Below are 26,181 nucleotides of genomic sequence, written 5' to 3'. Positions count from 1 at the left end.
ATCAGGGGAGCGATGACGGGCGTGAGGCGACGGCTGCGGACGGTGCCCTTGGCGCTGCTCATCCTCTACACGATCTTCATCGGTCTCGTCACGCTCACACCCAACCAGCTCGACACCGGGCCGGGGTCGTTCATCGCAGGGCTGCTCGAATTCCTCGCCTCCCACAAGGTGACCGCATGGATCGACTACGACATCCTCGAGAAGCTCGCGAACGTGGGGATGTTCATCCCCTTCGGTCTGCTCATGGCCCTGCAGTGCGGGCCCAGCCGCTGGTGGGTCGGCTGGGTCACGGGGATCGCCTTCACCTGCCTCATCGAGGGCACGCAGGCGACTCTGCTCTCACCCACTCGCTTCGCCACGATCAGCGACCTCGTGACGAACAGCCTCGGCGCGGGGATCGGAGCGGTGGCGGGGCTCATCGTGATGACCATCTGGCCGCCGAGGATGGACGGGGTCCCCGTCGATCACGAGGTCCGGTGAATGGGGCGGTTCCCTGATCGGATTCGCACCCGCGGTTGAGGATGTGCCAAGGAATCGGTCGTATGTTTGACGGTGATGACAGATCGTGATCAGCGCACTGTCGGTGCGCCGCTGGCCCTTCTCGTTCTCTACACTCTCTTCATCGCCGCCATCACGCTGACCCCGCAGCAGATGGGCACCGGTCCGGACACGCTCATCGGGCACGCCCTCGACCTCTTCGCCGCTCACCGTGAGACGGCCTGGCTGACCTATGAACGGGTCGAGAAGCTCGGCAATGTGGCGATGTTCATTCCCTTCGGCTTCCTCGCGGCCCTCCACTTCGGGCGCAAGCGCTGGTGGCTCGGGTTCGCGTTCGGTGCGAGTTTCAGCGCCGCCATCGAGATCTTCCAAGGCACCGTGCTCACACAGACCCGATTCGCCACGCTCAGCGACCTCGTCACGAACACGCTCGGCGCCGGAATCGGCGCGCTCCTCGGCCTGTGCTGCATGGCCGTATGGCCGATACGGAGGTCGAGGAGCGACGCACGCGAGGAACTCGCGGCCGTCTAGATGGCGTGCCGGCGGTCTCGGGCGGCATGCCGATTCCGGTTCTCCCGTCAGCCTTACGCCTCGCAGCTTTCCACCCGCGCCTCAGCTGAGCGAGTCGACGATCTTCTTGATCCGGCGATCGCGGGTCTCCTCGGCCTTCGCCGAGGTCACCTGCCGCACATGCTCCTTGCGCTTCGACGGAGCGAGCGCATCGAATGCGGCACGCACACCGGCGGCGGCGAGAGCCTCGGCGAGGAAATCAGGAACCGGGGTCTCCCGGTTCGAGGTGTCGTGAGTCAGTGTCACCTCGTGGATCTCACCGCCGGCGACGCCGATCTCCTCCCGATGTTCCTTGGCCAGCGGGAGCAGGTACTTCCCGCCCATCACCGCGGTCGTCGACGGATAGGAATAGCCTTCGATCGTGACGATGACCGGGACCCGCTTGCCCACGCCGAAGCCGAGCACGATGTCCTCGGGGACCTCGATGCCGACATTGTTGCCCAGGGTGAGAAGTTCGGTGGTGAACGTGACCATGGGGCCTCCTCGGTGAGTGGTCGTTCTCAGCCGAGCGTAGGCCGATCAGTCCTCGTCGACAAGGTCGGGAGCGGTTTCGGTGGTCGAGAAACTCGGCCACCAGCAGCGCACCCGCTCGGCGTAGTCGCGGTATTCGTCACCGAAGCGATCACACAGGTCCGCCTCCTCAAGGGGGCGGATGAGCCAGTTCCACAGCAGCGAGCCGATGAGCGCGTACACGATCACGAGCCACGAACCGATGAGCAGACCCATCGCCACACCCTGGCCGATGCCGGCGATGGCCATCGGGTTGCGGACGAAGGCGTAGGGTCCGCGGGCGACGAGATGATGGGCCATCTGAGAGGGCAGCGGAGTGCCGGATCCGAAGTTCGCGATCGCCCGCGCCGACCACACGCCGATGACGCTGGAGAAGGCGAGCAGGGCGAAGCCTAAGACGGCGAGGAGGATCGGGAACTTGAAGGCGAGGTTCCACCGGTCTTCGAAGGCATTGATGATGACCGGGATGATGATGAGGAAGACGCCCCAGAAGACGACGATCTGGATTGTGGTCCGCACCTGCAGGCGGGACCGGATGCGGGTGTGCGAACTGTTAAACGCGAAGGGCCCGACGAGGAGCTTCTCGGACGGGATGCGGCCGAGGATCATGAGCACACCGGCAAGGAGGCTGCCGAGTGCGGCGAGGATCATGAGGACGGCACCGAGCCCCGCCTCGGTGGTGGCGGTGGCATAGATGACCATGCCCAGGGCCACGAGCACGGTCCAGCCGGTGGCGATCCACACGGCCCAGCGGAAGTTCAGCGCGGCCAGGGCCGAGCCGATGACGAAGAGCGGGACGTCGACGATCGCGATGAGCAGCGGATCGATGCCGCCTAACGTTACGGCCGCCACACCGGGAATCGTCGCGGTACTCAGCCACCACGCCGCTCCGGCGAGGGCCTGGAGGGCGAAGTACATGCGACCGTGGAAGATGCGCAGTCGCTTCTTCGGTCTGTTCACTTCAGTCAGATGTCGATTCATGTGTGCACCGTCCCGCGGATGCAGATGGACGTGGCCCCGCCGACCCAGATCTCGTCGTCCTCGGCCGTGATGGAGACGACTCCGGAACGGCCGAGCGCGGTTCCCTGAGTCGCGGTGTAGCTGTTCGGGGCAAGGCCCTCACCGATGAGCCATTGGGCGACGGAGGCGTTGAGGCTGCCGGTCACCGGATCCTCGGCGACGCCGACTCCGGGCACGAAGGCGCGGATCTCGTACTCGTGGTCCGCGCCTTCCGGGTGGGCGCCGAGGACGCCGAGCTTCGCATCGGGAATCGCCGAGAAGTCCGGGTGCAGTGCGAGCACCTGTTCGGCGCCGGCCAGCCGCACCGCCGCCCAGCCCGGACCGTTGTCGGCCCACTGATGACCGAGGATATCGGCGCGTTCGACGCCGAGAGCGGTCGCGATCTCGGCGACATAGGACTCGTCGAGTGCTCCTGTGCGCAGGCGGTCGGGTGCGGCGAAGGCGAGGGTTTCGGAGGAGTCGTCCGTAACCTGGGTGGGGGATTCGGAGGAATCGACGGTTGCCGCGGTCGGGCCGCCTCGGCGAGGGATTCTGCGGATGTCGACGAGGCCGGCACCGCACTCTTGGACGATGCGGTCCTCATGCTTCGGGGCGCCGCCGGCGTCGAGCCAGGCTGCAGCCGAACCGAGGGTGGGGTGGCCGGCGAAGGGCAGCTCCCGGTGCGGGGTGAAGATGCGCAGGCGGTAGTCGGCGGCGGGATCCTCGGCTGGGAGGACGAAGGTGGTCTCGGACAGGTTCGTCCAGTTCGCGATGCGGGCCATCTGCGTCTCATCGAGGCCATCGGCATCGACGATGACTGCGACGGGGTTGCCTCGGAAGGGCACGGCAGAGAAGACATCGACCTGGGCGAATCGGCGGTGTTGTGACAATGACACTCCTTCGCAAGATACGGCGCACGCTGCGAGCGGGGATTGCGCGGCCGCTTCTCACAGTGTAAAGGCCCAGGCCGGAGCGTCGGTGGATTGCCTCGCATCGGCCCGGGGGTGTCAGCTTCGGGGGTGCGGGGCCCGGCGGTGGTGCGCGTGGGGGCCCGACGGGGGTGCGTGGGCGGTGCAGCAATGGTGCGCGGGCGGTGCGCGGATGGTGTGATTCGGTCGACTCGACGCGGACGGTGACTGCATAATGAGGCATGCTCTCAGGTGACACTGCACGGGGACGAGATCTCCGCATCGGAATGCTCGGCGGCGGGTTCATGGGCCGTGTCCACAGCCGTGCCGCACGGTCGGCCGGCGCCGTGCTCGACTCGGTCGCATCGTCTCGGCCCGAGAGATCGGTGCAGGCGGCGGCCGAGCTGGGCTTCGAGACCTCCGCCTCCGCCGACGAACTGCTTGGGCGAACTTTCGACGCCATCCATATCTGCACAACCAACGACCTCCACGCGGCACAGTCCCTGCAGGCGCTGGACGCAGGGTCGAACATCATCTGCGAGAAGCCCCTGGCCACGAATTCGACGGACGCGCGTGCCGTGCTCGCCAGAGCCGAAGAGGCGGGGCTGCAGGGGACCGTTCCGTTCGTCTACCGCTACCACCCGATGGTGCGCGAGGCCCGCGCTCGATTTCGCGAGGGTCAGGCAGGGACGCTGCTGACCGTCGACGCAGGCTACCTGCAGGACTGGCTGCTCGGCTCCGGCGATGAGAACTGGCGCGTCGAATCCGATCGCGGCGGACCCTCGCGGGCATTTGCCGATATCGGCTCCCACCTCGTCGACCTCATCGAATTCATCGTCGGCGACCGGATATCGTCCCTGGTGGCGACGACGAGAACCATCCACCCTCGCCGAGGTGGCACCGCAGTGACCACGGAGGACACCGTGGCCGTCACCGTCGAGTTCTCCGGCGGTGCGATCGGATCGCTGCTGGTGTCCCAGCTGGCTCCCGGACGCAAGAACGGACTGACCGTGGAGATCGCCGGCACCGAGGCGAGCATGCGATTCGAGCAGGAACGGCCGGAGCAGCTGTGGGTCGGCAAACGTGCCGACAGCCGCCTCCTCGTCCGCGATCCCGACTCGCTGTCTGCTGACGCCGCCCGCCTGTGCAAGGTTCCGGCCGGTCATCCGCAGGGATATCAGGACGCATTCAATGCCTTCGTCGCCGACTCCTAAGCGCTCTTTGCCGGCGACCGACCCGAAGGTCTGCCGACGCTTCGAGACGGGATGCGTGCCGTGCTCGTGACGGAGGCCGTGCTGCGATCCGTGAAGGAACGATCCTGGGTTGATGTCGAGGCGCTGGCTGTCTAGGAGCCCCGACCTCCCGAATCGCTGAGGAGCTCCTGAGGATCCCGCTCAGGGGCGGTTCGTACACTGGGCCGCTATGGACTTCAAGCAGGCAACGGCGACGTGGTGGGACGCCATCACCTCGGGATTCGGGCGACAGGACGGACTCGAACTCGACGTCCTCGGACTCGTCCTCGTCATCGGGGTGCCCCTGGTCGTGACCTTGACTCCGGGAATCTGGCGGTTCTTCGGAATGTTCGTGACCTTCGTCCACGAACTCGGCCACGCTTTCGCCGCCCTCATGACCGGACGCGTGATCAAGGGGATCTCGCTGAACTTCGACCATTCGGGTCAGATGAACTCATTCGGCCGTGTGGGGTTCTCCGCCGCCTGGGCTGGATTCTGGGGATATCCGGCACCGGGCGTGCTCGGACTCGTCCTGGCCACCTCGGCGGTCTTCGGTTGGGCCCCCTTGGCGCTGTCGGTGGGGGCGCTGATCCTGTTGGTCGCGCTCATCTTCATCCGGAACTTCGCTGGTGCGGTCATCGCTGTGATCACAGCGATCGCGGCCCAGCTCGTCGTCGTGTTCCTGCCTCTGGAATGGATCTCGGTCTTCGTCGCCGCACTCGGCACAGCGCTGACGATCGGGTCGCTCAAGGATCTCGTCAAGGTCATCCGCGTCCACACGCGGAGGCGCCGGGTGCAGCAGTCCGATGCGTATATCCTCGCCCAGGGTTCGCCGCTGCCCGCAGGGGCCTGGCTGACTTTGTTTGCGCTGGTCATCATCGTCTGCGCGCTCGCCACCGCACGAGTGCTGTATACGGCGGTGTCGGTCGGCGCGGTGTGACCGCGGTCCTCTCAGGCTCCTGAGCCGGAGGGCGGGGCGGTGAGTCGGCGTGGATGTCGTCGGTGGGGCCGTAAGGCGGCGCGGATGTCGACGGTGGGGCCGTGGTGCGGGATGGATGCCCGTGATTCCGCGTCTGTGGCGGGTGGCAGAATCGGGGCATGGTCACACTTCCGAAATTCTCCGCTGTCCTCTTCGACTGTGATGGGGTCCTCGTCGACTCCGAAAGCATCACGAACGGTGTCCTCCACCAGATGCTGCAGGAGCTCGGCTGGCAGCTGAGCGCCGAGGAGTGCATTGCGCGATTCGTCGGCAAGATGCTCCGGGACGAGGCCGATGTCATCGAGGAGCACACCGGGTACCGCATCGACGCGGAGTGGATGACGGAGTTCCGTCGTCGCCGCAATGACCAGCTCGCGGCCTCCCTCCAGGCGATTCCGGGAGTCGTGGCCGCGGTTCATCGCATCGCCGAGATCTACCCGGGCAGGATCGCCTGTGCATCGGGTGCGGATCGCCCGAAGATCGAACTGCAGCTGCGCAAGATCGGCCTCTTCGACGCGTTCGAGGGCAGGATCTTCTCCGGTATGGAGCAGCCGAATTCGAAGCCCGCCCCAGACGTCTATCTCGCGGCGGCTGATTCCTTGGGCGTCGACCCCGCCGAGGCGGCCGTGATCGAAGATTCCCCCACCGGGGTGATCGCCGGTGTTGCGGCCGGGTCCCATGTGCTCGGGTTCTGTCCGGATTCGCCGGTGCATCAGAGCGCGGAGACGCTGTTGGCGGCGGGTGCGGCCGAGACCTTCACCCTGATGGAGCAGATACCTGGTCTGCTCACAGAATAGGTGACGATTCCTGTGGGAACCGAGGGTAAGGCGATCTTGGGAACATGGCGGACCGAGTGGACGATGTTCGATGGCGGCGCAAAACTGTGAACATCAAAGCACATCAAACATCATAGAAAATCGGTCAAGCTCTGTTTGTAATCGAATTGTGATGTTCATTGAAGCCATTCTGAAGTAGAATAAAACCAAGGCATTCACATCGACGTGAAAGGCGGCGAGACCGATGAAGGATCCTCAGGATCCGGGCAACAGTGGTCTCGAGCCTGCCTCGAATGAATCAGTCTCCAGCTCCCCCGCGCCCTCGACCGGCTCCGCCTCTTCGCCTCCGGCGCTACTCGTCGGCCCCGACTCACCCCGTCATCTCGACGTCGACCCCGATTCGCCGATGGCCGTTGTCGTCAGCCTTACACGCTTGAGTACGGGCGTTCGCCTGGCAGAATTCCAGGCCGTCGCCGGTCTGTTTCTGTCCGATGCCATCGAGAAGCTTCGCTACGCCGAGGGCGACGCGGTCTACTACCACGCAACTTTCACCGAAACGGCCGGTCGCTTCATCACGGCACGAGACGGTCTGCTCCCCGAAAAGGACGACTTCGTCGACCCCTGGGCATCCACCGGCTTCGTCTTCGACGACCGCGCTCTCGATGCGTCCGGTGACGATGCCGACCTCGATGAAACTGCCGAGGACGCTGACCGCGCGGACGCTGTCGAGCCTGAGGACACTTCCACTCCCAATGGGGAAGCCGATTCAGATGAGGAAGCCCTCCCTGAAGACGCTTCCGGCGAAGTCGATGGTGAAACGGAAGACGCCATTGACACGGTCACCTGTGCCAGTGCTCCTGAGCAGGCGCCGGCGAAGCCGCTTCCGAATTTCCCCAAGTTCGGACTGCACAAATCATTCAACAGCTGGGTCCACGACCTCGCCACGCGCGAAGAGATCGCCGAGCTGACCACGGTCCTCGGTTCGACGAGCGACGGTGCCTACAACGAGATCACCAGCGCGGTCACCCTGGCATTCGGACTGCCGAAGTTCTTGCAGCGGTGCCTCGCCGGTGAGTTCACGATCGAGCATGTGCTCGCAGCTACTCGGGCTATCAAGGACGTCGCCTTCGAATATCTGCCCCGGCTTGATGCCTACCTCGGTGACCGCCGCGCTGATATCACCCTGGAGACTTTCAAGAAGTCGCTGAATCTGAAGATCGCGGCGCTCGTACCCGTCGATGACCGGGTCGAACTGGCCGAGAGGCGTCGGCGGGTCGACATCATGACCTACCCTGACGGGACCGCCTCGGTGACCCTGTCGGGACCTGCCGTGGAACTCAACGCCTTCTACCTGCGGATCGAGGCGTTCGCTCGGGCGATTCGCAACGGCAACATCTCGGCACTCACCGAGGAGAACACCGCCGGTCTCGAGGTCGCCGATCAGGACAGCATCGCCGCCCTCATGTTCGACATCGCCACACGAGCAACCCCGCAGATGGCCATCGCCGTGACGACGCACGACACCACGACCGGAGAGACCTCCACCAACGAGATCGCTCTCGAAGCTGCTGACCAAGCCGACCCCACGGCTCCCATCACCGCAGCAGCCGTCGATCGCACCGCGCACGCAGCGCAACGAGAAGCGGAAGCGGCCGCCAGCACCGGCGTCGACGTGAAGACCACCATCAAGCTCGTCATGCCCACCCACGGACAATGGGTGCGGGAGCAGGCGAAGATGATGGTGACGGTTCCGTATCTCACCGCAGTGGGCAAGTCAGAGCTGCCCGGAACGTTCTCGGACGGCACTCCGGTGCCGCCGGCCGCGGCACGGGCTCTCGCAGGAGAGAGCCCCACTTGGCACCGGATCCTCACCGATCCCGCGACCGGGACGCCGATTGATGCCCGCTCTCGCAGCTACTACATCCCTGCCTACGTGCGCGCTCCTCTGAGCGGCAAATGGCAGTCCTGTTCTGCCCCGGGCTGCACCCGCCGGGCAGAGACCTCCGAAGTCGACCACATCATCCCCTTCGACCATGCGGATCCGGCACGAGGCGGACAGACGACGTTCGAGAACCTCCACCCGCTGTGCGCACCTGACCACCAGGCGAAGACCGACCGCAGGTTCTCGATCCGGAAGACCGATGACGGGGCGGTGGAGTATGCCTTCACGCGGGGCGTCGTCGCAAGAATGTACCCGCCGGACAACCCGATCAACGCCGAGCATGCTCGGCAGATGGAGAACTATGCCCACCTGCCGAATCTGCTTGACGAGGGGAAGCCTGGCGACGCAGCACCGGTTCACGACAACGGGTATCCGAGACCCGCGGGTCGTCTCGAAACCACGGATCCATCCCGCAATTCCGAACGAGGGGACGAGTGTGTCCCGACTGCTGGGAGCAAGGGCATCCTGAACTCCGCGGCGCGCGATGCGACGCCCAGTGACTCAGCGCCCGGCGCCCCATCGCCCAGTGACTCAGCGCCCGAAGACCCGGCGCTGCGCTGGACCTCGGAGGCCGAGCTCACCCCGGCCGAAGAGAAAGAGAACTCTCGCCGGCCGCAATGGGCGAGGGCCGCCCAGGAATCGAGCTGGGATGCCTATTGGAAACCAGAGAAACCGCCTCCGTTCTGACGGCAGCCCAATTCTGCACGTTACCCCGGCCGATCGTCCCTCCAGACGGCGGCCGGGGCTCGAGCGGTCGTTCTAGTCCTCGTCCGCGGCGATGAGGCGGCGGACGTCGTCCTGGCAGCGGACCTCACCCTTTTCGGTGGCGTCGATGACCTTCTCGTGCTGCTTCTCGGTGACGACGGGAACCTCTTCTCCGTTGCAGTCGACGATCTTCCCGTTCTTGACGGTGTCGCCCTCGGTGAGGATGGCCTCGTTGTCGATGAGTCGCTGCAGCTCTTCCTTGCGGATGACTCGACCGGTGCCTGCCACGAAGACCGAACGGTCCGAACGGTCCTTCGTCCGCGCACCGATGTGGTTGAAGACGAGGTTGAGCAGCACCGCCATGAGCGTGGCCGAGGAGATGCCCGAGTGGAGGATGATGCCGACCCAGTCCGGGAATGCGTTGTAGAAGTCGGGCTCAACGACCGGGATGATGCCGAAGGCCAGCGAGACCGCCACGATGATCATGTTGAGGTTGCCCTCGTATTCGACCTTGGACAGTGTGCGGATGCCCGAAGCGGCGACCGTACCGAACAGGACGATGCCCGCGCCGCCGAGAACCGGCGTCGGCACCGCAGCAACGACTCCGCCCATCACCGGCAGCAGGCCGAGAACCACGAGGATCGCACCACCGGCAGTGACGACGAACCGCGACTTCACACCGGTGATCGCCACCAGGCCGACGTTCTGTGCGAAAGCCGACTGAGTGAACGAGTTGAAGAGCGGGGAGACGGCCGACGACAGCATGTCAGCACGCAGTCCCGAAGCGATGCGTTTGGAATCGACCTTCGTGTCGACGATCTCGCCGACGGCGATGATGTCCGCAGTGGTCTCGGCGAAGGTGACGATGATGACGATGAACATCGAGATGATCGCCGCAGCCGAGAAGGTCGGCATACCAAAGGCGAACGGCTCGGGGAACGCGAAGATGCCGCGGTCGAGCACATGGGAGAAATCGGCCCAGCCGAAGATGAGACAGCCGATGGTGCCGATGACGATGGCCAAGAGGATCGACAGTCGGGAGATCACGGCGACGGGAATCCGGCTGAGGATGAGCACGATGGCCAGGGTGACCACGGCGATGAGGATATTGCGCATGCTGCCGTAATCGGCGGCCTCGGCGTCGCCGCCCATGGCCCAGCCTGCGGCCACAGGCATGAGTGAGAGCCCGATCGTCGTGATCACCGTGCCGGTGACCACCGGCGGGAAGAACTTCACGATGAGTGCGAACGCCGGCGCGACGATCAGGCCGATCACCGAGGCGACCAGCACCGATCCGAAGACCGCAGGCAGGCCATCGCCGCCGGCCAGGATGGACGTCATCGTCGCGACACCGGCGAATGAGACGCCCTGGACCAGAGGCAGCTGGGAGCCGAAGAACGGCACACCGACCGACTGCAGGATCGTCGCCAGACCGCCCATGAAGAGACAGGAGGCGATGAGGAGGCTGATGCCGTTGCCGTCGAGGCCGGCGGCATTGCCGATGATGAGGGGAACCGCGATGATTCCGCCGTACATAGTGAGCACATGCTGCAGCCCGTAGGCGAAGGAGCTGCCGACTGGAAGCCGTTCGTCCTCCGGCCGGGCCGGCTTGCTTCCGACCGCTGAGCTGCGGTCGCTGCTGGGTGATTGATGGGATACCGACATCTATCTCTCCATTGAGTACGTCCTCGGTGTGAAGACCTCGCTGTGACTTGCCGACCTCAGTGGCCGGTTTGGCATGCGAGCGGGCATCAGTTCGACCGAGGGATCGGTTGCATAATTCCGTTATGCGAAAGGAATATTCCTTATCGCAAAACTCTAAAGGAATACCATTTGGCTCGCAAGCCGTTTTTGTGACTCGCGGCACATGCTAGAGTCCACGGGAGTCGTGTACTCATACCTCGGCAATCTACTGATCGTTCGCTCAGTTCGATGGTTTTGGATCATCGTACCGTCCCACCGACCAGTGGGTACAGTCGGGGATCACCGATGAGACACCGAACGGCGGAGCAGCAGACGCCGGAAAACCTGAGCTGGTGGCGTCGGCCCCAGTTCTGTCGCCACAGACCAATAGTGCGCGCTCGACGCGTACGGTTCAAGAGCTGAAAGGCGACACGATGATCGACAGCAACGAAACGAACACACCGACTGCGGGGAACCGCCCAGGACCAGAGAACTCCCAAGCATCAGGGATCCGTCCGGCAGCGAGACTCTGGCTGCGCGATCCGCTGGCCGTCCACCTCGGTGCCGGTGTCGATCAGGACCAGGCGGCGCGCGGAATCGTCATCGACCGGGCCACCGGGACCATCGTCGAACTCGTCCCCGCAGGCGGCGAGCCCTCATCGGGCGGGGCCGACGGGGCCACCGGGGCCGACGAGGCCCTCGAGGTCGTCGATGCCTCTGCGCACGTGATCACTCCCGGGCTGATCAACACGCATCATCACTTCTATCAGACGCTGACCCGGGCGTGGGCACCGGTCGCGGACCGGTCGCTGTTCAGGTGGCTGCTGAACCTCTACCCGGTGTGGGCCAGACTGACCCCGCGCGCTCTCGAACTGGCCACGACCGTGGCGATGGCTGAGCTGCTCGAATCCGGATGCACGACCGCCGCCGACCACCACTACCTGTTTCCGACCGGCATGGACGAGGCCATCGACATTCAGGTCGACGTCGTCCGGAGACTCGGCATGCGCGCCATGCTCACCCGCGGGTCGATGTCCCTGGGCGAGGAGGACGGAGGGCTGCCGCCGCAGCAGACCGTCCAGGATTCGGATGTCATCCTCGACGACTCCCGCCGCCTCGTCGAGACCTTCCACCAAAGAGGGCCCGGCGCCCAGATCCAGATCGGCTTCGCCCCGTGCTCCCCGTTCTCCGTGACCACCGAACTCATGCGCGACAGCGCCGCACTCGCCGCGGAGCTCGATGTCCGCCTCCACACCCACCTGGCCGAGACCATCGACGAAGAGGACTTCTGCCGCGAAACCTTCGGACTGCGCACTGTGGACTACCTCGAATCCGTCGGATGGCTGGGGGAACGGACCTGGCTGGCGCACGGTGTGCACTTCGACGATTCGGAGATCGGTCGCCTCGGTGCCGCCGGGGTCTCCGTCGCCCACTGCCCGACCTCGAACATGCGGCTGGCCTCGGGCATCGCCCGCGCCGTCGAACTCGAGGACGCCGGAGTCGCTATCGGACTCGGCGTCGACGGATCCGCATCGAATGATGCTTCGAACCTCATCCGCGAGGTTCGCCAGGCCCTCTACATCCAACGCCTGCGCTACGGCGCCGAGGCGGTCACCTGCGACCGTGTCCTCGACTGGGCGACGAAGGGATCGGCGGCCGCGCTCGGCCGCGACGATATCGGCACCATCGAAGTCGGCAGGCAAGCCGACCTCGCGATGTTCCGCCTCGACGGCCTCGCGTTCTCCGGATCGCACGACCCGATCCCCGCGCTCGTCCTCTGCGGAGCGGAGAAGGCCGACCGGGTCATGGTCGGCGGACAGTGGCGGGTCATCGACGGCCGCGCCATCGGCGCGGACGGAGTCGAACTCGACAAGGAGGCGCTCATCGCGGCTCACCAGGAGGAGGCGCGCCGCCTCGTTGCCGGGTGAGGATTGGGGCGGCGGGATGAGCTGAGGGATGTCGGGCCGAACTGAGAGACGTCGGGCTGAGCTGAGAGACGTCGGGCTGACCTGAGAGATATCGGGCGGGCAAAGGGGGTTCTCAGTCCTCGGGTCTGCGGAACACCTCGCGCAGGTGGTCGCCGGTGAGGAAATCGCCGACGCCGATCATGACGAGGCTGAACACGATCTGCTCGGTGATCATCCACACCGGGTAGAGGCCGGGGATCGCGGCCATGACAAGGGTGATGACGGGGAAGATCTGCGTGAACAGGCGCAGGCGCTGGTAGCCCCAGTAGAAGCCCTTGGTCGCGCGCCAGAAGAAGTAGAAGAGGGTCACGGTCATGCCGAGGACGACGACCGTGCGCATCCACACGGCAAAGGGAACCGGCTCGCCCGCGCGGGCGATGATGATCGCGTAGACCACGGCCCCTAAACCGAGGACGAGCTCGAAGAGCAGCAGCCAGGTGATCCACGCGAAGGCGCGCTTCGTCTTCGGCAGCTCCAGACCTTTCGACGGCACGAGGATGCCGGCCTGCTTGCCGCCGGCGATGCGGTCGATCTTCGCGAACAGGGTCTCCATGGCCATGCCACCAGGCTAGCCGTGCCACGGGCTCCGCACCCGCGATCCGCGGCTTCGGATGCCTGTGTGATGGAACATCAATCGAAAGTTGGGGATGCAGTTCAATCGTGCGGGTCAGGTTTCCGCGCGCGGATCCTGATGGAGTGGAAGCATGAAGAAATCATTCTCTGCAGCATTCACGTACATGATCATCGGAGTCCTCGCGGGACTGTTCTACCGCGAATTCACCAAGGCCAACGACTTCCCCGAAGGCGAGTTCACGCAGCTCGCGGTGGTCCACACCCACCTGCTCACGCTCGGCTTCATCGTCATGCTCCTCGTCCTCGCGCTGGACAAGCTGTTCGGGCTGTCCGGGTCGAGGCTGTTCTCGTGGTTCTTCTGGCTCTACAACGTCGGAATCGTCCTCACGGTCGGCATGATGATCTGGCACGGCTCACTCACCGTCCTCGGCGAGGAGTCGAACGCCATGATCGCCGGCATCGCCGGACTCGGCCACATCGCCCTGTCCGTCAGCCTCGTCCTGTTCTTCCTCGCTCTGCGCAAGAAGGTCGTGAACGGTCGGGCCGTGACCGCCGAGTAGGATTGCCGCCGTCGTCCAAGGCGGCGAGCGTCTGTCGAACCGTGCACCGTTCGACAGACGCGTTTCGCCCCAAAGCCTCTGTGAAAGGCCACAATGGTGGCATGAGCAGTGATTTCCCGCGCAGGGTGCGCATCCTCGCCATCGAGCACGAACGTGGCACCGGGCCGGAACGGTTCGGCGATTGGCTGGCCGAAGCCGGCGCCGAGGTGGTGGTGACCCGACCGTATCTCGGCGAAGTGATCCCCGCCGAGGCGCTCCCCGCCGAGGCGTCTGACCGCGATCCGAATGCTTCCGCGGCCGGTCCGGCCGGTTCTTTCGACGCCCTCGTCGTCCTCGGCGGGTCCGCCGGACCCCTCGAAGATGCCGAGAATCCCTGGTTTCCCGAGGTCCGACGGCTGCTCGGGCGCTCGATCGCCGGAGAGTTCCCGAGCCTGAATATCTGCCTCGGCGGGGAGATGCTCGCCGTCGCAGGCCACGCTCCGATCACTCGGCGGATGCACCCGCAGATCGGGATCTGCGAACTGCGAGCCACCTCGGCGGGCGAGTCCGACCCCGTCTTCGGGGCGCTGGCCCCCGGGCCCCTGCCGTCCGTGCTCTTCCATCAGGAGGAGATGGCGCTGCCGACAGGGGCAGAACTCCTCATCACCGGCTCCGACGCGCCGGTCCAGGCCTTCCGCCTCGGCGAGAGTGCGTGGGGCACTCAGTTCCACCCGGAAACCGGCGCCGGTCAGATCGCTCGCTGGCTGAGCGGCAACGATCTCGCCCTGCCGGCAGGCAAGACCGAGGACTCGATCATCGCCGAGGTCGAGGCTCACGATTCCGCACTCGTCGACAACGGTCGGCGATTGGCTCGTGCCTTCGTCGGATTTCTGGAGGGCCGGCGCTAGGCAGGAATGCACGAAGGCCGCGGACTGAGTCCGCGGCCTTCGTGCCTGTCTGCCTCGATGGGCGGTGCCGCCTCGGTGAGGGGTCACTGTCTCCCCTCAACGGGTCAGTCGGCCTTCTTGAGCTTCTGATCGGTGTTGGAGTAGTAGATCCCATCGGCGGTCGAGCCGACGAGCCCCATGGTCACTCGCAGCAATCCCGGTTCGACGTCGTCCATGGGCGGCGGCGTCTCCGGACCCAGGGTCAGCGACTTCCCGTCCTTCGTCGTGGCGGTGATCGAGCCGATGTACACGGTGACATCGCCTTTCAGCGTCATCGTGTCGGCCTTCGTCACCAGCCCGTGATCCTCGTCAGGCGGCTTCACGGTCAGTGAGAACCCGTCGATTGAGATCTCGTCGGCCTGCAGCTTCAGCGTCACGATGCTTCCGCCGTCTGCGGTGGGCACGGAGACGAACGAAATTCCCTTGAGGCCCTTGAATGACAGTCCTTCCGAGCCCATAGCGGCCGGAGTCTTCGTGAAGACCGGCGCGTTCTCATCCATCTGTGCCTCGGACGGGAACTCGCCGTTGCCCTCTTCCTCCGAATCCTCGTCCGAATCCTCGTCCTCGGTCGGGTCGTCGCTGGGCTCGTCGAGTCCCAGGCCCCCCGGGTCCGTGGGCTCCTCCGATGGTTCCTCCGTCGGCTCCTCGCTCGGTTCATCCGTGGGGCCCGGTGCGGGCAGCGAGGGGCCCGACGTGGGCGGATCGCTTGGTTTCACGGGCATTCCGGGCGACAGGCTTCCCGCCGGTGCGGGGTCCTGGGACTTGGCGGAATCGTCGTCATCGCACGTGCCTACGAGCGAGCACAGCGGTGACGAGTGGGCGGCTGCAACCGATCCCGCCCCGAGAGTCGTCGGGAGGATCAGGACAGCTGCCGCCAGGATCGAGGCCGTGCGGCGGCTGGGTGCCCTCATGCAGTCTCCCCCTCAGCGGCCTCGGATTCCTTCGGCCCGCGCGGTCCCATCCATGCGATCACGAGGATCGCGCCGATGGTGGACAGCAGCATGCCGATGATGAACCCGCCGAGGTTCACTCCGATGAGCGAATAGACTGCGAGGACGAGGCCGATGATCCCGTAGAAGACATGGTGCGTGGGCCGGAAGATCGACAGCAGGGCGAGCACGACGATGACGATCGGGATGACCGTCGCCTGCAGACCCTCGATGCCGAATTGGATCTGCATATTGCCGAGGTCCAGCTGGCCGGAGAAGAACAGTTCGATTCCTCCGAGCACTGCAAGCACACCCCCGATGAAGGGACGCTGCCGACGCCAATGCTTGAACCCTCGGCGTTTCTCGGCGCTTTCGGTCATCTCGGCCCCCTCGCTGCGCTCAGCATCCCCCGCCTCCGGCGTCGGGACGGCGAATTCCGCCGTCTCGACGACGGATTCGAGGTGGTCACTCCGCTCATCGGCGAGTCGACTCCGCCGGGACAGCGCAAGCAGGCTCGTCTTCTGCACGGTGGCTTCCTGTTCGGCGGCCTCCCGTTCATCGGTCGGCTGCCCGTTGGCTGCTGAGTCCTTCATCAGTCGCACGTCTCAGATCCGTCGGTGAGCTTCAGCGACATGTCTTTGAGCGTGAAGACCGAAGCCGTGGTCGACCATGAGTCCTGCTTGAGGTCCTTGATCGAGACGGTGTCGGCGTCCTGGGAGAAGTCGCCCTTGCTTCCCTTGGCCTTCGTGTTGACGTCGGAGGCGTCGACGCCGATCCGGATGTTCTTGAACTCTGCATCGCCCTCGAGTCCGGTCATGCCGATCTGCAGGTCCTTCGCCGAGGCGGGGGTGCCCTTTCCACCGGCCTTGATGAGGATGCCGACCTTGCCCAGAGGAGTCTCCTGGACAGCCGACTGGCAGAGGTTCTCCAGTGTCGCGTCCTTGATGTTCGCGGTGACGACGGCGTGCTCGCCGCCCTCGGCGTCCTTGGCGACTCCGCTGTACTGGGAGAAGCCGGTTCCCTCGAGCTGCGACGAGGTGATCTTGAACTGAGTGCCGGAGATGGCGAACGAGACCGGGACCGCTCCCTGGGCCACCCCGCCCATGAGCATGGCCGAGACGACGCCGGTGGGGATCGCGACCATCGCGATGCGACCGGCGTGAGATGAGACGAGCCTGCGGATCAGGCTGGGATTGCGGAACTTCATTGATCCTCCTTGACCACCGACGGCATGGTCGGCATCGGCATGTGACGTAAGTTACTACGGGGTGTTACCAGACAGTATCGCGGGTGAAGTTTGAGCGTCAACAGGTTTTGCCGCCGTCGAGCTCAAGGGTGAGCGCTCGCGCGCCTGTGAGACCAGGCCAAAAGCTTCCCTGTCGAATCCGGTCGTTCGCCATCATTCCAGGTCAGGCGGTGCAGTCGGAGCGTTCGGGGGCGCGACTTGGCCCGCCCTCGACGCCCCGGCTGCTCCGGCGGAGATGACAGAATCCGAGCGGACGCCGTTCGTGAACAAAACTTTCAAAACTCAGCGACACCCCCACGCTCAGAGCCCGGCGAACTCGTCGGCGAGAGCCGCACGCAGGGCGATGATCCGCGGAGCCCGAGCACTGCCGCGACGGATCGCCGTCGAGAGCCTCCTGCTCGCAGGTTCGGGCAGTCGGCTCGTCGTGATCGTCCCGGAATCGGTGCCAGTGCTCGCCGCGGCAGCCTGCAGCGACAGGCGCGGAACCAGCGCCGAAGCGAGGCCGAGGGAGACGAGTCGGACGAGCAGGACGATATCGGAGGATTCCGTGTGCACCGCGGGTTCGAAGCCTGCTCTCCGGCATTCGGCACGCGACCAGTGCCCGGCACGGGTGTCGGCCGGTTCCATGGCCCAGGCGTGGTGGGCGCAGTCGGCGAGGCTCGGCGGAGCCTCGGCGTCGATGGTGCGGGGAGTGATGAGGCAGAGTTCGTCGTCGCCGAGCACCTCGGTCTCGACTCCCTCGTCACGGCGGGCGGGCCGCGACGGATAGTCCTCTTGGAGGACGAGGTCGAAATCCCGGGCGAGCAGCGCCGGGACGGCATCCTCGGTGCGGATATGCGTCGTGATGACGGTGAGGTCGGGATGGTCGCCGGCCAGTCGGGCGAGAGCGCCGGGCACGATCGTGTGCAGGGCCGTCTGGAAGGCGGCGATACGGACAGTCCCGCCCACTCGATGCCGAACCTCGGCGATCTCGGCCTCTGCGGCTTCGAGTTCACGCAGGACCGCCTCGGTGCGGGTGACGAGGATCTGTGCTTCCTCGGTCAGGCGGACTCCGCGCCCCACGCGCTCGAGCAGCACGGCGCCGGCCTCGGTTTCGAGGATCTTGAGCTGATGGGACACCGAGGACGGGTCCTGGCCCAGAGCGGCAGCGGCGGCGGCCAGGCTGCCGCGCGCTGCGACCTCCCGCAGCAAGCGGAGCCGTCTGAGACTGAACATCGTGCCTCCAGCGCGGTGCAGATCAAGAGAGAATCTCATGAGAGAAGTTCATGTGTGATGGTGAGAGTAAGTCTATCGATTTCATGGGTATGTGTTCGTAGGCTCGACAGCAGAGACTCGAGAAAGGACGCTCAATGACCTCCACCACCGCGACCACAGGCCACAAGGACAGTGCAGACCTCCGCATCGACGGAGACCGACTGTGGGCCGACCTCATGGAACTCGCGGCGATCGGCGCCTTCGATGACGAGGCGACCGGCCTCGTCGGAGTCGACCGGCAGTCGCTGACCGACGAGGACCGGGCGGGCCGTGAACTGCTCATCTCCTGGATGGAGGAGCTGGGGCTCGAGATCACAATCGACGAGATGGGCACGATCTTCGGGCGCCGCGAAGGTCGGGAACCCGAGCTCGCACCGGTGCTCATCGGCTCGCATATCGACACCGTGGCCACCGCCGGTGCCTTCGACGGCTGCCTCGGAGTGCTCGGCGGACTGGCCGTTCTCCGTTCCTTCGCCGAGGCGGGGCTGCGTCCCCGCCGTCCCATCGTCGTAGCCGCGTGGACCGAAGAAGAGGGGGTGCGCTTCGGCACGGATATGCTCGGATCCGCCGTCGCGGCGGGGAGGCTGAGCCTCGAGTACGCCTACTCACTCACCGATGCCGCGGGTGCCAGGCTCGGGGACGAGCTGATGCGCATCGGCTTCAGGGGAGAGCGTCCGGCCCGCCTCGAGCCGCCGCATGCCTACCTCGAATGCCATATCGAACAGGGTCCGGTGCTGGCTCAGGAGGATCGTCCCATCGGCATCGTCACCGGAGTCCAGTCGATCTCCTGGCAGAAGGTGACCCTCCACGGGCGTGCCGCCCATGCGGGAACCACACCGACCGAACTGCGCATCGACGCCGGCCTGGCCGCCGCACAGATCATCATCGAGGTCCGCCGCATGGTCGACTCCGGGCGGTACGGGCGGCTGCGCGCGACGGTCGGGCACGTCACAACCTCGCCCGGGCTGCCGAGCGTCGTGCCCGACCGGGCCGAGATCACCGTCGACCTGCGCAATCCCGATGATGAGGACATGGCCCGGGCCGAGGCGGATCTCGCCGCCTTCCTCGACACACTTCCCGACAGCCAGCCGGGGCTGCGCGTCGAGACCGCACAGATGGCCCGGACGAAGGCGGTCCCCTTCGCCGAGGAGGTCCAGGACGTCCTCGAGTCCGCCGCGAAGGAACGCGGATACGATTCGATGCGACTGATGTCCGGGGCCGGTCACGACGCGCAGGAGATGGCGGCGATCGCCCCGGCCGCCATGGTCTTCGTCCGCGGCCGATACCAGGGGATCAGCCACAACCCCCGGGAATACTCGACACCCGAGGACTGCCGCGCCGGCGTCGAAGTCCTCGCCTCGGCAGTGCAGGACCTCAGTGTCTGAGCGGCGCCGGACTCCGTGGCTGCTGCTTGCCGATGAATGTCACGGGCATGGTCAGCGCACCGGCGCATCGGGACCGAGCGGAATGCCCAGACCCCACCACAGGAAGAACAGCAGGCTCCAGCTGATCGTCATGCACACCGCCAGCGGCAGGGTGTGCGAGGCGAGCGTGCCGATGCCGGCACTCTTCTGATACTTCTGCATGAACCCGAGCGCGAGGATGAAGTACGGGCTCATCGGGGTGATCGCCGTCGAACCGGAATCTGCGATGCGGAAGATCGCCTGCGAGGTCTCCGGCGGCACCTCGAGGAGCATGAGCAGCGGCACGATGACCGGAGCCATGATCGCCCACATCGCCGAACCGGAGGTGATGAGCACGTTGACGACCGAGAGGACGAGCAGGACGAGGATGAACACCACCCAGGTCGGCAGACCGAGACCGGTGAAGAGTTCGGACACGGACACCGAGACGAGCATGCCGATGTTCGTCCACTCGAAGTACTCGAGGAACTGTGCGATGGCGAAGAAGAGGACGAGGACCCCGGAGATCGACGCCAGTCCCTGGCCCATGAGCTTCGGGACGTCGGAGAAGGTCTCGATCGTGCCCTCGCGGAAGCCGTAGACGATGCCGCCGATGCCGAAGAGCAGGGCGATGAGGAAGGCGATTCCGGTGAGGAATGGGGACTCGCCGAAGGGCCCGTCGCCGCGCAGGGGAGCCCCTTCGGGGACGACGAGGACGACGATGGCGATGACCGCGGCGATGACGGCGAACATGGCCAGGCGCAGAGCCGAGCGCTCCTTGTCGGAGATCACGAGATCTTCGTGCTCGGCATCCTCGTCGGCCTCGAGGTTGTCGCGCTTCATGAGCACGAGCTCGGTGACGATGGTGATGACGACGGCCAGCAGGATGGAGCTGGCGATGTTGAAGTACCAGTTGCCGATCGGAGTGACGATGTAGTCGGGATCGATGATGTTCGCCGCGGCCGTCGTGATGCCCGCGAAGATCGCATCATTGGGTGTCGGGATCGGGCTGGCATCGTAGCCGGAGGCGATCGAGGTGTAGGCGACGATGACGCCGAGGACGGGGGAGCGACCCACGGCCTTGAACACCATTCCGCCGAGCGGCACGAGGATGACGTAGGCCGCCGCCGAGGCGACGTGTGAGACCGTGCCCATGAACGCGACCGTGAACACGATCAGCCCGGCCGGGACGCGGGCGATCGAGACCTTCATCGCCGTCGACAGCAGGCCCGTGCGCTCGGCCAGGGCCACACCCATGATGACGACCATGATCGTGATCAGCGGCGGAAACGTCTCATAGGCGTCGAGCGCGGTGCTCACGGCCATGGCAACACCCTTGCCGCTGAGCAGATTGTTCACCGGGGTCCATTCCCCGGTGCCGGGATCCTCGACTCCTGCGCCGGCGAAAGAGAGGACGAGGCTGAACACGGCGAGGATCGCCGCGAGGATCCAGAACAGCCAGAAGGGGTTCGGCAGCTTGTTGCCGACGACTTCGATGACGTTGAGGGCGCGGATGACCAGCGGCAGCTTCTCCTGCTCGGACGTCTGCGCGGTGTCGGTGGTCTGGGTCGGTTTCATGTGAGCTCCTGAGAGTCCAGGCGGATGGATCCGGATGGAATCCGGTCGGATGAGGACGGTCGGACGGAGGTTTCGGGCAGTGTTTTCGGGCAGGGGCCGCCAGGGCCCGGTGACTCCGGCGCTGGAATCGGGTGATGACGGGGTGGGGTGTTCGGCCGGGGCGGCCGGTCAGTGAGAAGCGGCTGTCACAGTCTCTGCAGCTCCCGACAGTAGGCGACGAGTCGGTCGACGACCTCGCCGAGGATGCCCTCCCCGGCCGCGACCGTGGCGGTCCGCGGATCGCCGAGCACGCCGTTGTCGGCGTAGCGGTCGAACGTCACCGCTGTCGACGGTGACTTCGTTCGCGAGAGTCGGGCGCGCGGCTCGAGATCATCGAGCCGGGTGGCGCCGGGGTTGAGATGGTCGGTGTCGACGAGGTCGGCGTCGATGGCGAGCATCTGGGACGTTTCGGACTCCCCGCAGTGGCCGCTGACCTCGGTGCGCGGCAGGGCTTTGGTCGTCTCACTGGCCAGCGCCGAGACCGGGGCATAGGCGAAGACGAAGTCGGGGCGGGTGGCGAGCAGAGACTGCTGGACCACACCGAGCGCGGCGAGGTTGCCGCCGTGGCCGGTGATGACGAGGAGTCTGTCGAACCCGGCATCGGCGAGTTCATGCACGATCGAAGTGACGAGGTCGATGAAAAGCCGGGGGCCGATGTTGATCGTGCCCGGCAGGAACCGGTGATGCGGGGAGACGCCGTAGTCGATGCTCGGCAGAACGAAGGCACTGCCGGCCCGTCCCCGGGCGCCGTCGGTGAGTGAGTCGCCATCGGTGAGCGCGTCGACGACTGCGCGGGCGACGTGAGCGGCACGGACGTTGTCGGTGCCCAGAGGAAGTCCGTCACCGTGCTGTTCGCAGGCGCCGACGGGAAGGACGAGCAGGCTGCGGCGTTCCTTCGCACGCTCGACCTCGAGTGAGGTGAGGTCGGCGTAGTCGCGGATATGCGAACGGATCTCGGTGATCGTCGGCCGGGTCATCGTCGTGATCCTTCCGTGTGGCCGGTGTCGCCGGTGTGGGCGGCGTCGTCTGCCCGGACCGTGTCGTCGGCCGTGGTCGTGCCGTCGGCCCAGTCTGCGAGGACGGCGGCCTTGATCGCCTCGAGGTGCTTGCGGGTGCGGTGGGAGGCTTCGAATCCGTCGCCGCGGCGGATGGCGTCGAGGATGTCGGCGTGTTCGTCATGATCGCGCAGGCGGTCGTAGCTCGTGCGTGCCGCTTGCTGGGTGCGGGAATGGATGGCCAGCAGGGACACGAGCATCTCGTGCAGGGCACGGTTGCCCGAGGCGCGGGCGAGTTCGACGTGGAAGTGACCGGCCGGCACCGCGGTCGTGACCTGGAGGGCATTGTCGAGCGCGGACTCCATCGAGTCCACGGCATCGGCGTCCTGTACGTCGGCGGCGAGTTCGGCGATGCCGGGTTCGATGGCGATGCGGGCGTCGAGGAGCTCGATGGCGGCGGCGAGGTCGACGGGCACATAGTGCGGGTTGTCGAGGATGCGGCGATTGATCGCTTCGCGGACGTAGGTGCCCGAGCCGTGCTTGAGTTCGACCGACCCCGTGGCTTCGAGCCGGCGCAGGGCCTCCCGGACGGTGGGCACGGTGACCTCGAAGCGGGAGGCGAGCTCCTTCGCCGAGGGCAGAGTCTGCCCGGGCTGGAGGTTTTCGGTGCGAATGGTTTCGACGATCTCACGCGTGAGCCGTTCGACGAGTCCGACAGTGGACGTCATGGTGCTCTCCTTCAAGTGTTTAAGTCATCTAATCACTTTGATCATGGGTGTGTCAACGGTCACTCTTGACCGGACCCTGTCCGGTCACTTCTGGTCCGGTCCCTGCGTCGCGCCCGGATGGCTGAGGAAGAAGTTCCAGATCGTGTCCGTGGCCGAGAAGTCCTTCGTGGCGTACCCGCCGCCGCTGTAGACGAGTTCGCCCGGCCAGACGTGGCCGCCGTCGGCGACGGAGTAGAGCTCGACGGCGGCGGATCTGCCGGGCTTTACGGCCGAGTGGCTTCCCGCTCCGCACTGCGTCCACTGGGTGCGCACCACGTCTTCGCCCTTGCGGCCGACCTGGCGTTCGGTCTCCTTCTCGCAGTCGGAGGCGTCTGCCCAGGGCTGGATCCAATCGCGCACACCCGGGTAGTCCTCGCCCTGGCGGTGGCCGCCGTCGTAGTGCATCGTGGCATCGCCTGTGCCGTGGATGGCGAGCATCGGCGTCGGGGTCGAGTAGTCACACCCCTCGGTCGATTGCGGGTAGTAGGCACCGGCGACGGGGGCGAAGGCGGAGAAGCGATCGCGCAGATGGCAGGCGAGCACGGAGACCATTCCGCCGCCGTTGGACTTGCCGGTGGCGAAGATCCGATTGAGGTCGATGCAGTGCTCGGATTCGACCTCATCGAGCAGGTCGTCCACGAACGCGACGTCGTCGGCGTCGCTGGCGTAGGGCGCCCCCTGCCAGGAGCGCTTGCCGTCGTCTTTGAGCACGCCGTCGGGGAAGACCGTGATCGCCGGCAGCTGCGGCAGGCCGGTGTAATTCTGGAACTCGGCGCCGTCGGAGCCGTTGCCGTGGAAGCCCATGATCAGCGGCAGCGGGGTTGATGCGTCGTAGTCGCGTGGGATGTTGATCCGAAAGCTGCGCTCGCTGTCTGCCGTGGTGATGGTCTTCTCGTCGTTGCCCGGCTTCTGCTCTGTGCCGCAGCCGGCCGATGGGGCAGCCGGCATCGTCGTTGCATTCTTGCCGGTGGTTTGTGCAGTATCGGCCGTTGCTGCAGTCGCGGGAACGACTGTGGCTGGTCCTGCGGTGCCCGTCAGCAGGGCAAGGCTCGCGGCGGCCGCGAGCAGAGTGGCCGTGATGCGTTTCGTCGTCGATGACATCGTCAGTCCTTTGATCGTCGGTGATCGTGGTGAGGACTCTAGCACAAGTCATCAGATGACTAGAAGAATTGGCGATGACAGTGGCGTCATCGAGCTGGCAGTGGTGTCGCCCATCCCGAATCCGCAGCTGGACGGTGTTCGACTCAGGCCCTCTGAGGTGAATCCCCTTCGATGGTCGACCAGTTCGCCTTCGTCAGCGCAACGGCATGCGCATGCTCACCGGCGCGGACGGCGGCGATGATCTCGGTGTGCTGCTCCGGTGAGGCCGATCCCTTCACCGATTCGAAGTGCAGGAACTCCGCGCGGCGCAGAGTGGCGGTGACGACCTCGAGATGATCGGGAATGAGGGGGTTGCCGGATCGAGTGAGGGCCACTTCATGGAAGGCATCATCGGCGGCGATCGCCGCCTCGGCGTCGCCGGCGGCGAGGGCCGCGCTCAATCGCCCGTTCGCCTGCTCCATCTCAGCCAGCGCAGCCTCGTCGAGAGCCGGGAAGGCGAGGTCGATCGCCAGGCCGTGGAGTTCGGCGGCGATCTGCCGGGCCGCGAGGATGAGTTCCGGATCCTCGGGGGCCACGCGCGTCATCCGGCCCGGCTCCGCCACGACGAGTCCGGCCTGCGCCAATCGTTGGAGCGCCTCGCGCACGGGCGTTCTGGAGACCTGGAGCCAGGCGCCGAGCTCCTGATCGCGCAGCTGTTCGCCGGGGGCGAGCTGACCGCGGACGATGGCGTCGCGGATCGACCGGTAGACGTCGTCGCGCAGCAGGGTGCGGTGCGGCACCGGGCTGTCCGTGGGGATCGGCACGTTCTGTCACCTTGTCTCTGAGTGGAAATCGTCTCTGAATGGAATTCGCTGGTCGGGGCCGCTGATCGGGCAGGTTTCGTCCTGCGGGATGGGACTCGAACTCTGACTCATTGTAACCACCAGCAGAATGCAATATATTGCATATCACTGGATGCGATCCAGGACACATCGCACGAGAGAGCGATCGCCCCGAAGCGAACGCCCAGAGAACAGAGGACACCATGGCCATCACCGACTTCGAACGCCACCCACTGACCTTCGGCCCGAGCCCGGTCCACGAGCTCCCGCGACTGAGCGACCACCTCGGCGGGGCCCGCGTCTGGGCCAAGCGCGAGGACGTCAACTCCGGACTCGCCTTCGGCGGCAACAAGACCCGCAAGCTCGAGTACATCGTCCCCGACATCCTGGCCTCCGGCGCGGACACCCTCGTCTCGATCGGCGGCTACCAGTCCAACCACACCCGCCAGGTCGCCGCCGTCGCCGCTCACCTGGGACTGAAGGCCCGACTCGTGCAGGAGCGCTGGGTCGACTGGGAGGATCCGGGCAACGACAAAGTCGGCAATATCGAACTCTCGCGCATCATGGGTGCCGATGTGCGTCTCGACTCGGCCGGATTCGATATCGGCATCCGTTCGAGCTGGGAGAACGCCCTGGCCGAGGTCGAAGAGGCCGGCGGAAAGCCCTACCCGATCCCGGCGGGTGCCTCCGAGCACAAGTTCGGCGGACTCGGCTTCGCGAACTGGGCCTATGAGGTCGCCGAGCAGGAGAAGGAACTCGGCGTCTTCTTCGACACCATCGTCGTGTGCACCGTGACCGGCTCGACGCACGCGGGAATGATCGCCGGATTCGACGCCCTCGAAGCCGCCGGCGGCCGCCCCCGCAAGGTCATCGGCATCGATGCCTCCGCCACGATCGACAAGACTCGCGACCAGGTGCAGCGCATCGCGAACACCACCGCCGACCTCATCGGACTCGGCCGCGAGATCACCGACGACGAGGTCGACGTCCGCACCGGCTGGGAAGGTCCCGCCTACGGCATCCCCGACGAGTCGACCGTGGGCGCGATCCGCACCACCGCGCGGCTCGAAGGCGTCATCCTCGATCCCGTCTACGAGGGCAAGTCGATGGCCGGACTCCTCGACCTCGTCGGCGACGGCACCATCGGATCGGACTCGACCGTCCTCTACGCCCACCTCGGCGGACAGCTCGCCCTCAACGCCTACTCCTCGATCTTCTGA

Annotated in this window: 25 protein-coding genes; 11 read left to right on the top strand and 14 right to left on the bottom strand. The window is 65.8% G+C overall.

Annotated elements, in window-relative coordinates; all coding sequences use genetic code 11:
* Window positions 1–12 precede the first annotated feature (12 nt).
* Both FHG09_RS02730 and FHG09_RS02725 read left to right on the top strand, forming a co-directional pair.
* The gene (locus tag FHG09_RS02730; RefSeq protein ID WP_227492499.1) at window positions 13–480 is read left to right on the top strand and encodes a VanZ family protein; all 468 of its coding nucleotides are present in this window, start codon (window positions 13–15) and stop codon (window positions 478–480) included.
* 75 nt (window positions 481–555) lie between these two features.
* Complete coding sequence (locus FHG09_RS02725) at window positions 556–1,029, top strand: VanZ family protein (protein WP_152346143.1); 474 nt, start codon at window positions 556–558, stop codon at window positions 1,027–1,029.
* 81 nt (window positions 1,030–1,110) lie between these two features.
* Here the strand turns inward: FHG09_RS02725 and FHG09_RS02720 are convergent, their stop codons facing one another.
* From FHG09_RS02720 to FHG09_RS02710, 3 genes are read right to left on the bottom strand one after another with little or no spacing between them, the layout of a single operon-like run.
* Window positions 1,111–1,542, bottom strand: a complete 432-nt coding sequence (locus FHG09_RS02720) for a YdeI/OmpD-associated family protein (RefSeq protein WP_152346142.1) — start codon at window positions 1,540–1,542, stop codon at window positions 1,111–1,113.
* A gap of 45 nt (window positions 1,543–1,587) precedes the next feature.
* Window positions 1,588–2,559, bottom strand: a complete 972-nt coding sequence (locus FHG09_RS02715) for a methyltransferase family protein (RefSeq protein ID WP_152346141.1) — start codon at window positions 2,557–2,559, stop codon at window positions 1,588–1,590.
* Window positions 2,556–3,467 (bottom strand): PhzF family phenazine biosynthesis protein, encoded by a 912-nt coding sequence (locus FHG09_RS02710; RefSeq protein ID WP_193627259.1) that lies wholly within the window; start codon window positions 3,465–3,467, stop codon window positions 2,556–2,558. The genes FHG09_RS02715 and FHG09_RS02710 overlap by 4 nt, the downstream gene beginning before the upstream one ends.
* A 260-nt stretch (window positions 3,468–3,727) precedes the next feature.
* On the opposite strand from FHG09_RS02710, the gene FHG09_RS02705 reads away from it, so the two are divergent.
* The 4 genes from FHG09_RS02705 (at window position 3,728) to FHG09_RS02690 (ending at window position 9,101) form a co-directional block, all read left to right on the top strand.
* A complete protein-coding gene (locus FHG09_RS02705) occupies window positions 3,728–4,699 on the top strand; it encodes a Gfo/Idh/MocA family oxidoreductase (RefSeq protein ID WP_319803240.1) in 972 nt (323 codons plus the stop codon).
* Between the two features lie 208 nt (window positions 4,700–4,907).
* The gene (locus FHG09_RS02700) at window positions 4,908–5,657 is read left to right on the top strand and encodes a M50 family metallopeptidase (protein WP_152346139.1); all 750 of its coding nucleotides are present in this window, start codon (window positions 4,908–4,910) and stop codon (window positions 5,655–5,657) included.
* Between the two features lie 158 nt (window positions 5,658–5,815).
* Complete coding sequence (locus FHG09_RS02695; protein WP_152346138.1) at window positions 5,816–6,493, top strand: HAD family hydrolase; 678 nt, start codon at window positions 5,816–5,818, stop codon at window positions 6,491–6,493.
* Between the two features lie 412 nt (window positions 6,494–6,905).
* Window positions 6,906–9,101 (top strand): HNH endonuclease signature motif containing protein, encoded by a 2,196-nt coding sequence (locus FHG09_RS02690; RefSeq protein ID WP_193627258.1) that lies wholly within the window; start codon window positions 6,906–6,908, stop codon window positions 9,099–9,101.
* Between the two features lie 72 nt (window positions 9,102–9,173).
* On the opposite strand, the gene FHG09_RS02685 is transcribed toward FHG09_RS02690, so the two are convergent.
* Entirely contained in the window at window positions 9,174–10,784 is a 1,611-nt protein-coding gene (locus FHG09_RS02685) for a nucleobase:cation symporter-2 family protein (protein WP_152346136.1), read from the bottom strand.
* A gap of 452 nt (window positions 10,785–11,236) precedes the next feature.
* Here FHG09_RS02685 and FHG09_RS02680 point away from each other — a divergent pair, with 452 nt between their 5' ends.
* A complete protein-coding gene (locus tag FHG09_RS02680; RefSeq protein WP_152346135.1) occupies window positions 11,237–12,730 on the top strand; it encodes an 8-oxoguanine deaminase in 1,494 nt (497 codons plus the stop codon).
* 112 nt (window positions 12,731–12,842) lie between these two features.
* On the opposite strand, the gene FHG09_RS02675 is transcribed toward FHG09_RS02680, so the two are convergent.
* Window positions 12,843–13,328 carry a hypothetical protein gene (locus tag FHG09_RS02675; RefSeq protein ID WP_152346134.1) on the bottom strand — a complete coding sequence of 162 codons (486 nt, stop codon included), beginning with the start codon at window positions 13,326–13,328 and terminating at the stop codon, window positions 12,843–12,845.
* 145 nt (window positions 13,329–13,473) lie between these two features.
* Here FHG09_RS02675 and FHG09_RS02670 point away from each other — a divergent pair, with 145 nt between their 5' ends.
* Window positions 13,474–13,902, top strand: coding sequence for a DUF2871 domain-containing protein (locus tag FHG09_RS02670; protein WP_152346133.1), 429 nt, complete (start codon window positions 13,474–13,476; stop codon window positions 13,900–13,902).
* Window positions 13,903–14,003: 101 nt separating this feature from the next.
* Window positions 14,004–14,789 (top strand): type 1 glutamine amidotransferase, encoded by a 786-nt coding sequence (locus FHG09_RS02665; RefSeq protein ID WP_152346132.1) that lies wholly within the window; start codon window positions 14,004–14,006, stop codon window positions 14,787–14,789.
* Between the two features lie 104 nt (window positions 14,790–14,893).
* On the opposite strand, the gene FHG09_RS02660 is transcribed toward FHG09_RS02665, so the two are convergent.
* The 4 genes from FHG09_RS02660 to FHG09_RS02645 form a co-directional block, all read right to left on the bottom strand.
* Window positions 14,894–15,739, bottom strand: a complete 846-nt coding sequence (locus tag FHG09_RS02660; protein WP_152346131.1) for a hypothetical protein — start codon at window positions 15,737–15,739, stop codon at window positions 14,894–14,896.
* On the bottom strand, window positions 15,736–16,350 hold the full coding sequence (locus tag FHG09_RS19710) for a DUF6114 domain-containing protein (RefSeq protein WP_193627257.1): 615 nt from the start codon (window positions 16,348–16,350) through the stop codon (window positions 15,736–15,738). The genes FHG09_RS02660 and FHG09_RS19710 overlap by 4 nt, the downstream gene beginning before the upstream one ends.
* Window positions 16,350–16,964: a DUF6230 family protein gene (locus FHG09_RS02650; RefSeq protein WP_152346130.1), complete on the bottom strand. Its 615-nt coding sequence runs from the start codon at window positions 16,962–16,964 to the stop codon at window positions 16,350–16,352. The genes FHG09_RS19710 and FHG09_RS02650 overlap by 1 nt, the downstream gene beginning before the upstream one ends.
* A 339-nt stretch (window positions 16,965–17,303) precedes the next feature.
* Window positions 17,304–18,218, bottom strand: coding sequence for a LysR family transcriptional regulator (locus FHG09_RS02645; RefSeq protein ID WP_152346129.1), 915 nt, complete (start codon window positions 18,216–18,218; stop codon window positions 17,304–17,306).
* A gap of 134 nt (window positions 18,219–18,352) precedes the next feature.
* Between FHG09_RS02645 and FHG09_RS02640 the strand changes: the two genes are divergently transcribed.
* Window positions 18,353–19,642: a M20 family metallo-hydrolase gene (locus FHG09_RS02640; RefSeq protein ID WP_152346128.1), complete on the top strand. Its 1,290-nt coding sequence runs from the start codon at window positions 18,353–18,355 to the stop codon at window positions 19,640–19,642.
* 51 nt (window positions 19,643–19,693) lie between these two features.
* Here FHG09_RS02640 and FHG09_RS02635 read toward each other — a convergent pair whose 3' ends face one another.
* The 5 genes from FHG09_RS02635 to FHG09_RS02615 form a co-directional block, all read right to left on the bottom strand.
* Window positions 19,694–21,238, bottom strand: coding sequence for an AbgT family transporter (locus FHG09_RS02635; protein ID WP_152346127.1), 1,545 nt, complete (start codon window positions 21,236–21,238; stop codon window positions 19,694–19,696).
* Window positions 21,239–21,423: 185 nt separating this feature from the next.
* Complete coding sequence (locus FHG09_RS02630; RefSeq protein WP_152346126.1) at window positions 21,424–22,254, bottom strand: creatininase family protein; 831 nt, start codon at window positions 22,252–22,254, stop codon at window positions 21,424–21,426.
* Window positions 22,251–23,000: a FadR/GntR family transcriptional regulator gene (locus FHG09_RS02625; RefSeq protein WP_152346125.1), complete on the bottom strand. Its 750-nt coding sequence runs from the start codon at window positions 22,998–23,000 to the stop codon at window positions 22,251–22,253. The genes FHG09_RS02630 and FHG09_RS02625 overlap by 4 nt, the downstream gene beginning before the upstream one ends.
* An 84-nt stretch (window positions 23,001–23,084) precedes the next feature.
* Complete coding sequence (locus tag FHG09_RS02620; RefSeq protein ID WP_152346124.1) at window positions 23,085–24,140, bottom strand: alpha/beta hydrolase family esterase; 1,056 nt, start codon at window positions 24,138–24,140, stop codon at window positions 23,085–23,087.
* Window positions 24,141–24,283: 143 nt separating this feature from the next.
* Window positions 24,284–24,943: a GntR family transcriptional regulator gene (locus FHG09_RS02615; RefSeq protein WP_152346123.1), complete on the bottom strand. Its 660-nt coding sequence runs from the start codon at window positions 24,941–24,943 to the stop codon at window positions 24,284–24,286.
* 221 nt (window positions 24,944–25,164) lie between these two features.
* On the opposite strand from FHG09_RS02615, the gene FHG09_RS02610 reads away from it, so the two are divergent.
* Entirely contained in the window at window positions 25,165–26,181 is a 1,017-nt protein-coding gene (locus FHG09_RS02610; RefSeq protein ID WP_152346122.1) for a 1-aminocyclopropane-1-carboxylate deaminase, read from the top strand.

Origin of the sequence: Brevibacterium sp. CFH 10365, from assembly GCF_009299785.1 — a bacterium.
GTDB lineage: Bacteria > Actinomycetota > Actinomycetes > Actinomycetales > Brevibacteriaceae > Brevibacterium > Brevibacterium limosum.
The sequence above is the reverse complement of the archived record's forward strand: the minus strand, read 5'-3'. Positions and strand labels throughout refer to the sequence as shown.

Excerpts from the sequence above, each read along its gene's own strand:
- FHG09_RS02730 (WP_227492499.1), top strand. The coding sequence starts at position 13 with ATGACGGGCGTGAGGCGACGGCTGCGGACGGTGCCCTTGGCGCTGCTC.
- FHG09_RS02725 (WP_152346143.1), top strand. The coding sequence starts at position 556 with ATGACAGATCGTGATCAGCGCACTGTCGGTGCGCCGCTGGCCCTTCTC.
- FHG09_RS02720 (WP_152346142.1), bottom strand. The coding sequence starts at position 1,542 with ATGGTCACGTTCACCACCGAACTTCTCACCCTGGGCAACAATGTCGGC.
- FHG09_RS02715 (WP_152346141.1), bottom strand. The coding sequence starts at position 2,559 with ATGAATCGACATCTGACTGAAGTGAACAGACCGAAGAAGCGACTGCGC.
- FHG09_RS02705 (WP_319803240.1), top strand. The coding sequence starts at position 3,728 with ATGCTCTCAGGTGACACTGCACGGGGACGAGATCTCCGCATCGGAATG.
- FHG09_RS02700 (WP_152346139.1), top strand. The coding sequence starts at position 4,908 with ATGGACTTCAAGCAGGCAACGGCGACGTGGTGGGACGCCATCACCTCG.
- FHG09_RS02695 (WP_152346138.1), top strand. The coding sequence starts at position 5,816 with ATGGTCACACTTCCGAAATTCTCCGCTGTCCTCTTCGACTGTGATGGG.
- FHG09_RS02685 (WP_152346136.1), bottom strand. The coding sequence starts at position 10,784 with ATGTCGGTATCCCATCAATCACCCAGCAGCGACCGCAGCTCAGCGGTC.
- FHG09_RS02680 (WP_152346135.1), top strand. The coding sequence starts at position 11,237 with ATGATCGACAGCAACGAAACGAACACACCGACTGCGGGGAACCGCCCA.
- FHG09_RS02675 (WP_152346134.1), bottom strand. The coding sequence starts at position 13,328 with ATGGCCATGGAGACCCTGTTCGCGAAGATCGACCGCATCGCCGGCGGC.
- FHG09_RS02670 (WP_152346133.1), top strand. The coding sequence starts at position 13,474 with ATGAAGAAATCATTCTCTGCAGCATTCACGTACATGATCATCGGAGTC.
- FHG09_RS02665 (WP_152346132.1), top strand. The coding sequence starts at position 14,004 with ATGAGCAGTGATTTCCCGCGCAGGGTGCGCATCCTCGCCATCGAGCAC.
- FHG09_RS02660 (WP_152346131.1), bottom strand. The coding sequence starts at position 15,739 with ATGAGGGCACCCAGCCGCCGCACGGCCTCGATCCTGGCGGCAGCTGTC.
- FHG09_RS19710 (WP_193627257.1), bottom strand. The coding sequence starts at position 16,350 with ATGAAGGACTCAGCAGCCAACGGGCAGCCGACCGATGAACGGGAGGCC.
- FHG09_RS02650 (WP_152346130.1), bottom strand. The coding sequence starts at position 16,964 with ATGAAGTTCCGCAATCCCAGCCTGATCCGCAGGCTCGTCTCATCTCAC.
- FHG09_RS02645 (WP_152346129.1), bottom strand. The coding sequence starts at position 18,218 with ATGTTCAGTCTCAGACGGCTCCGCTTGCTGCGGGAGGTCGCAGCGCGC.
- FHG09_RS02640 (WP_152346128.1), top strand. The coding sequence starts at position 18,353 with ATGACCTCCACCACCGCGACCACAGGCCACAAGGACAGTGCAGACCTC.
- FHG09_RS02635 (WP_152346127.1), bottom strand. The coding sequence starts at position 21,238 with ATGAAACCGACCCAGACCACCGACACCGCGCAGACGTCCGAGCAGGAG.
- FHG09_RS02630 (WP_152346126.1), bottom strand. The coding sequence starts at position 22,254 with ATGACCCGGCCGACGATCACCGAGATCCGTTCGCATATCCGCGACTAC.
- FHG09_RS02625 (WP_152346125.1), bottom strand. The coding sequence starts at position 23,000 with ATGACGTCCACTGTCGGACTCGTCGAACGGCTCACGCGTGAGATCGTC.
- FHG09_RS02620 (WP_152346124.1), bottom strand. The coding sequence starts at position 24,140 with ATGTCATCGACGACGAAACGCATCACGGCCACTCTGCTCGCGGCCGCC.
- FHG09_RS02610 (WP_152346122.1), top strand. The coding sequence starts at position 25,165 with ATGGCCATCACCGACTTCGAACGCCACCCACTGACCTTCGGCCCGAGC.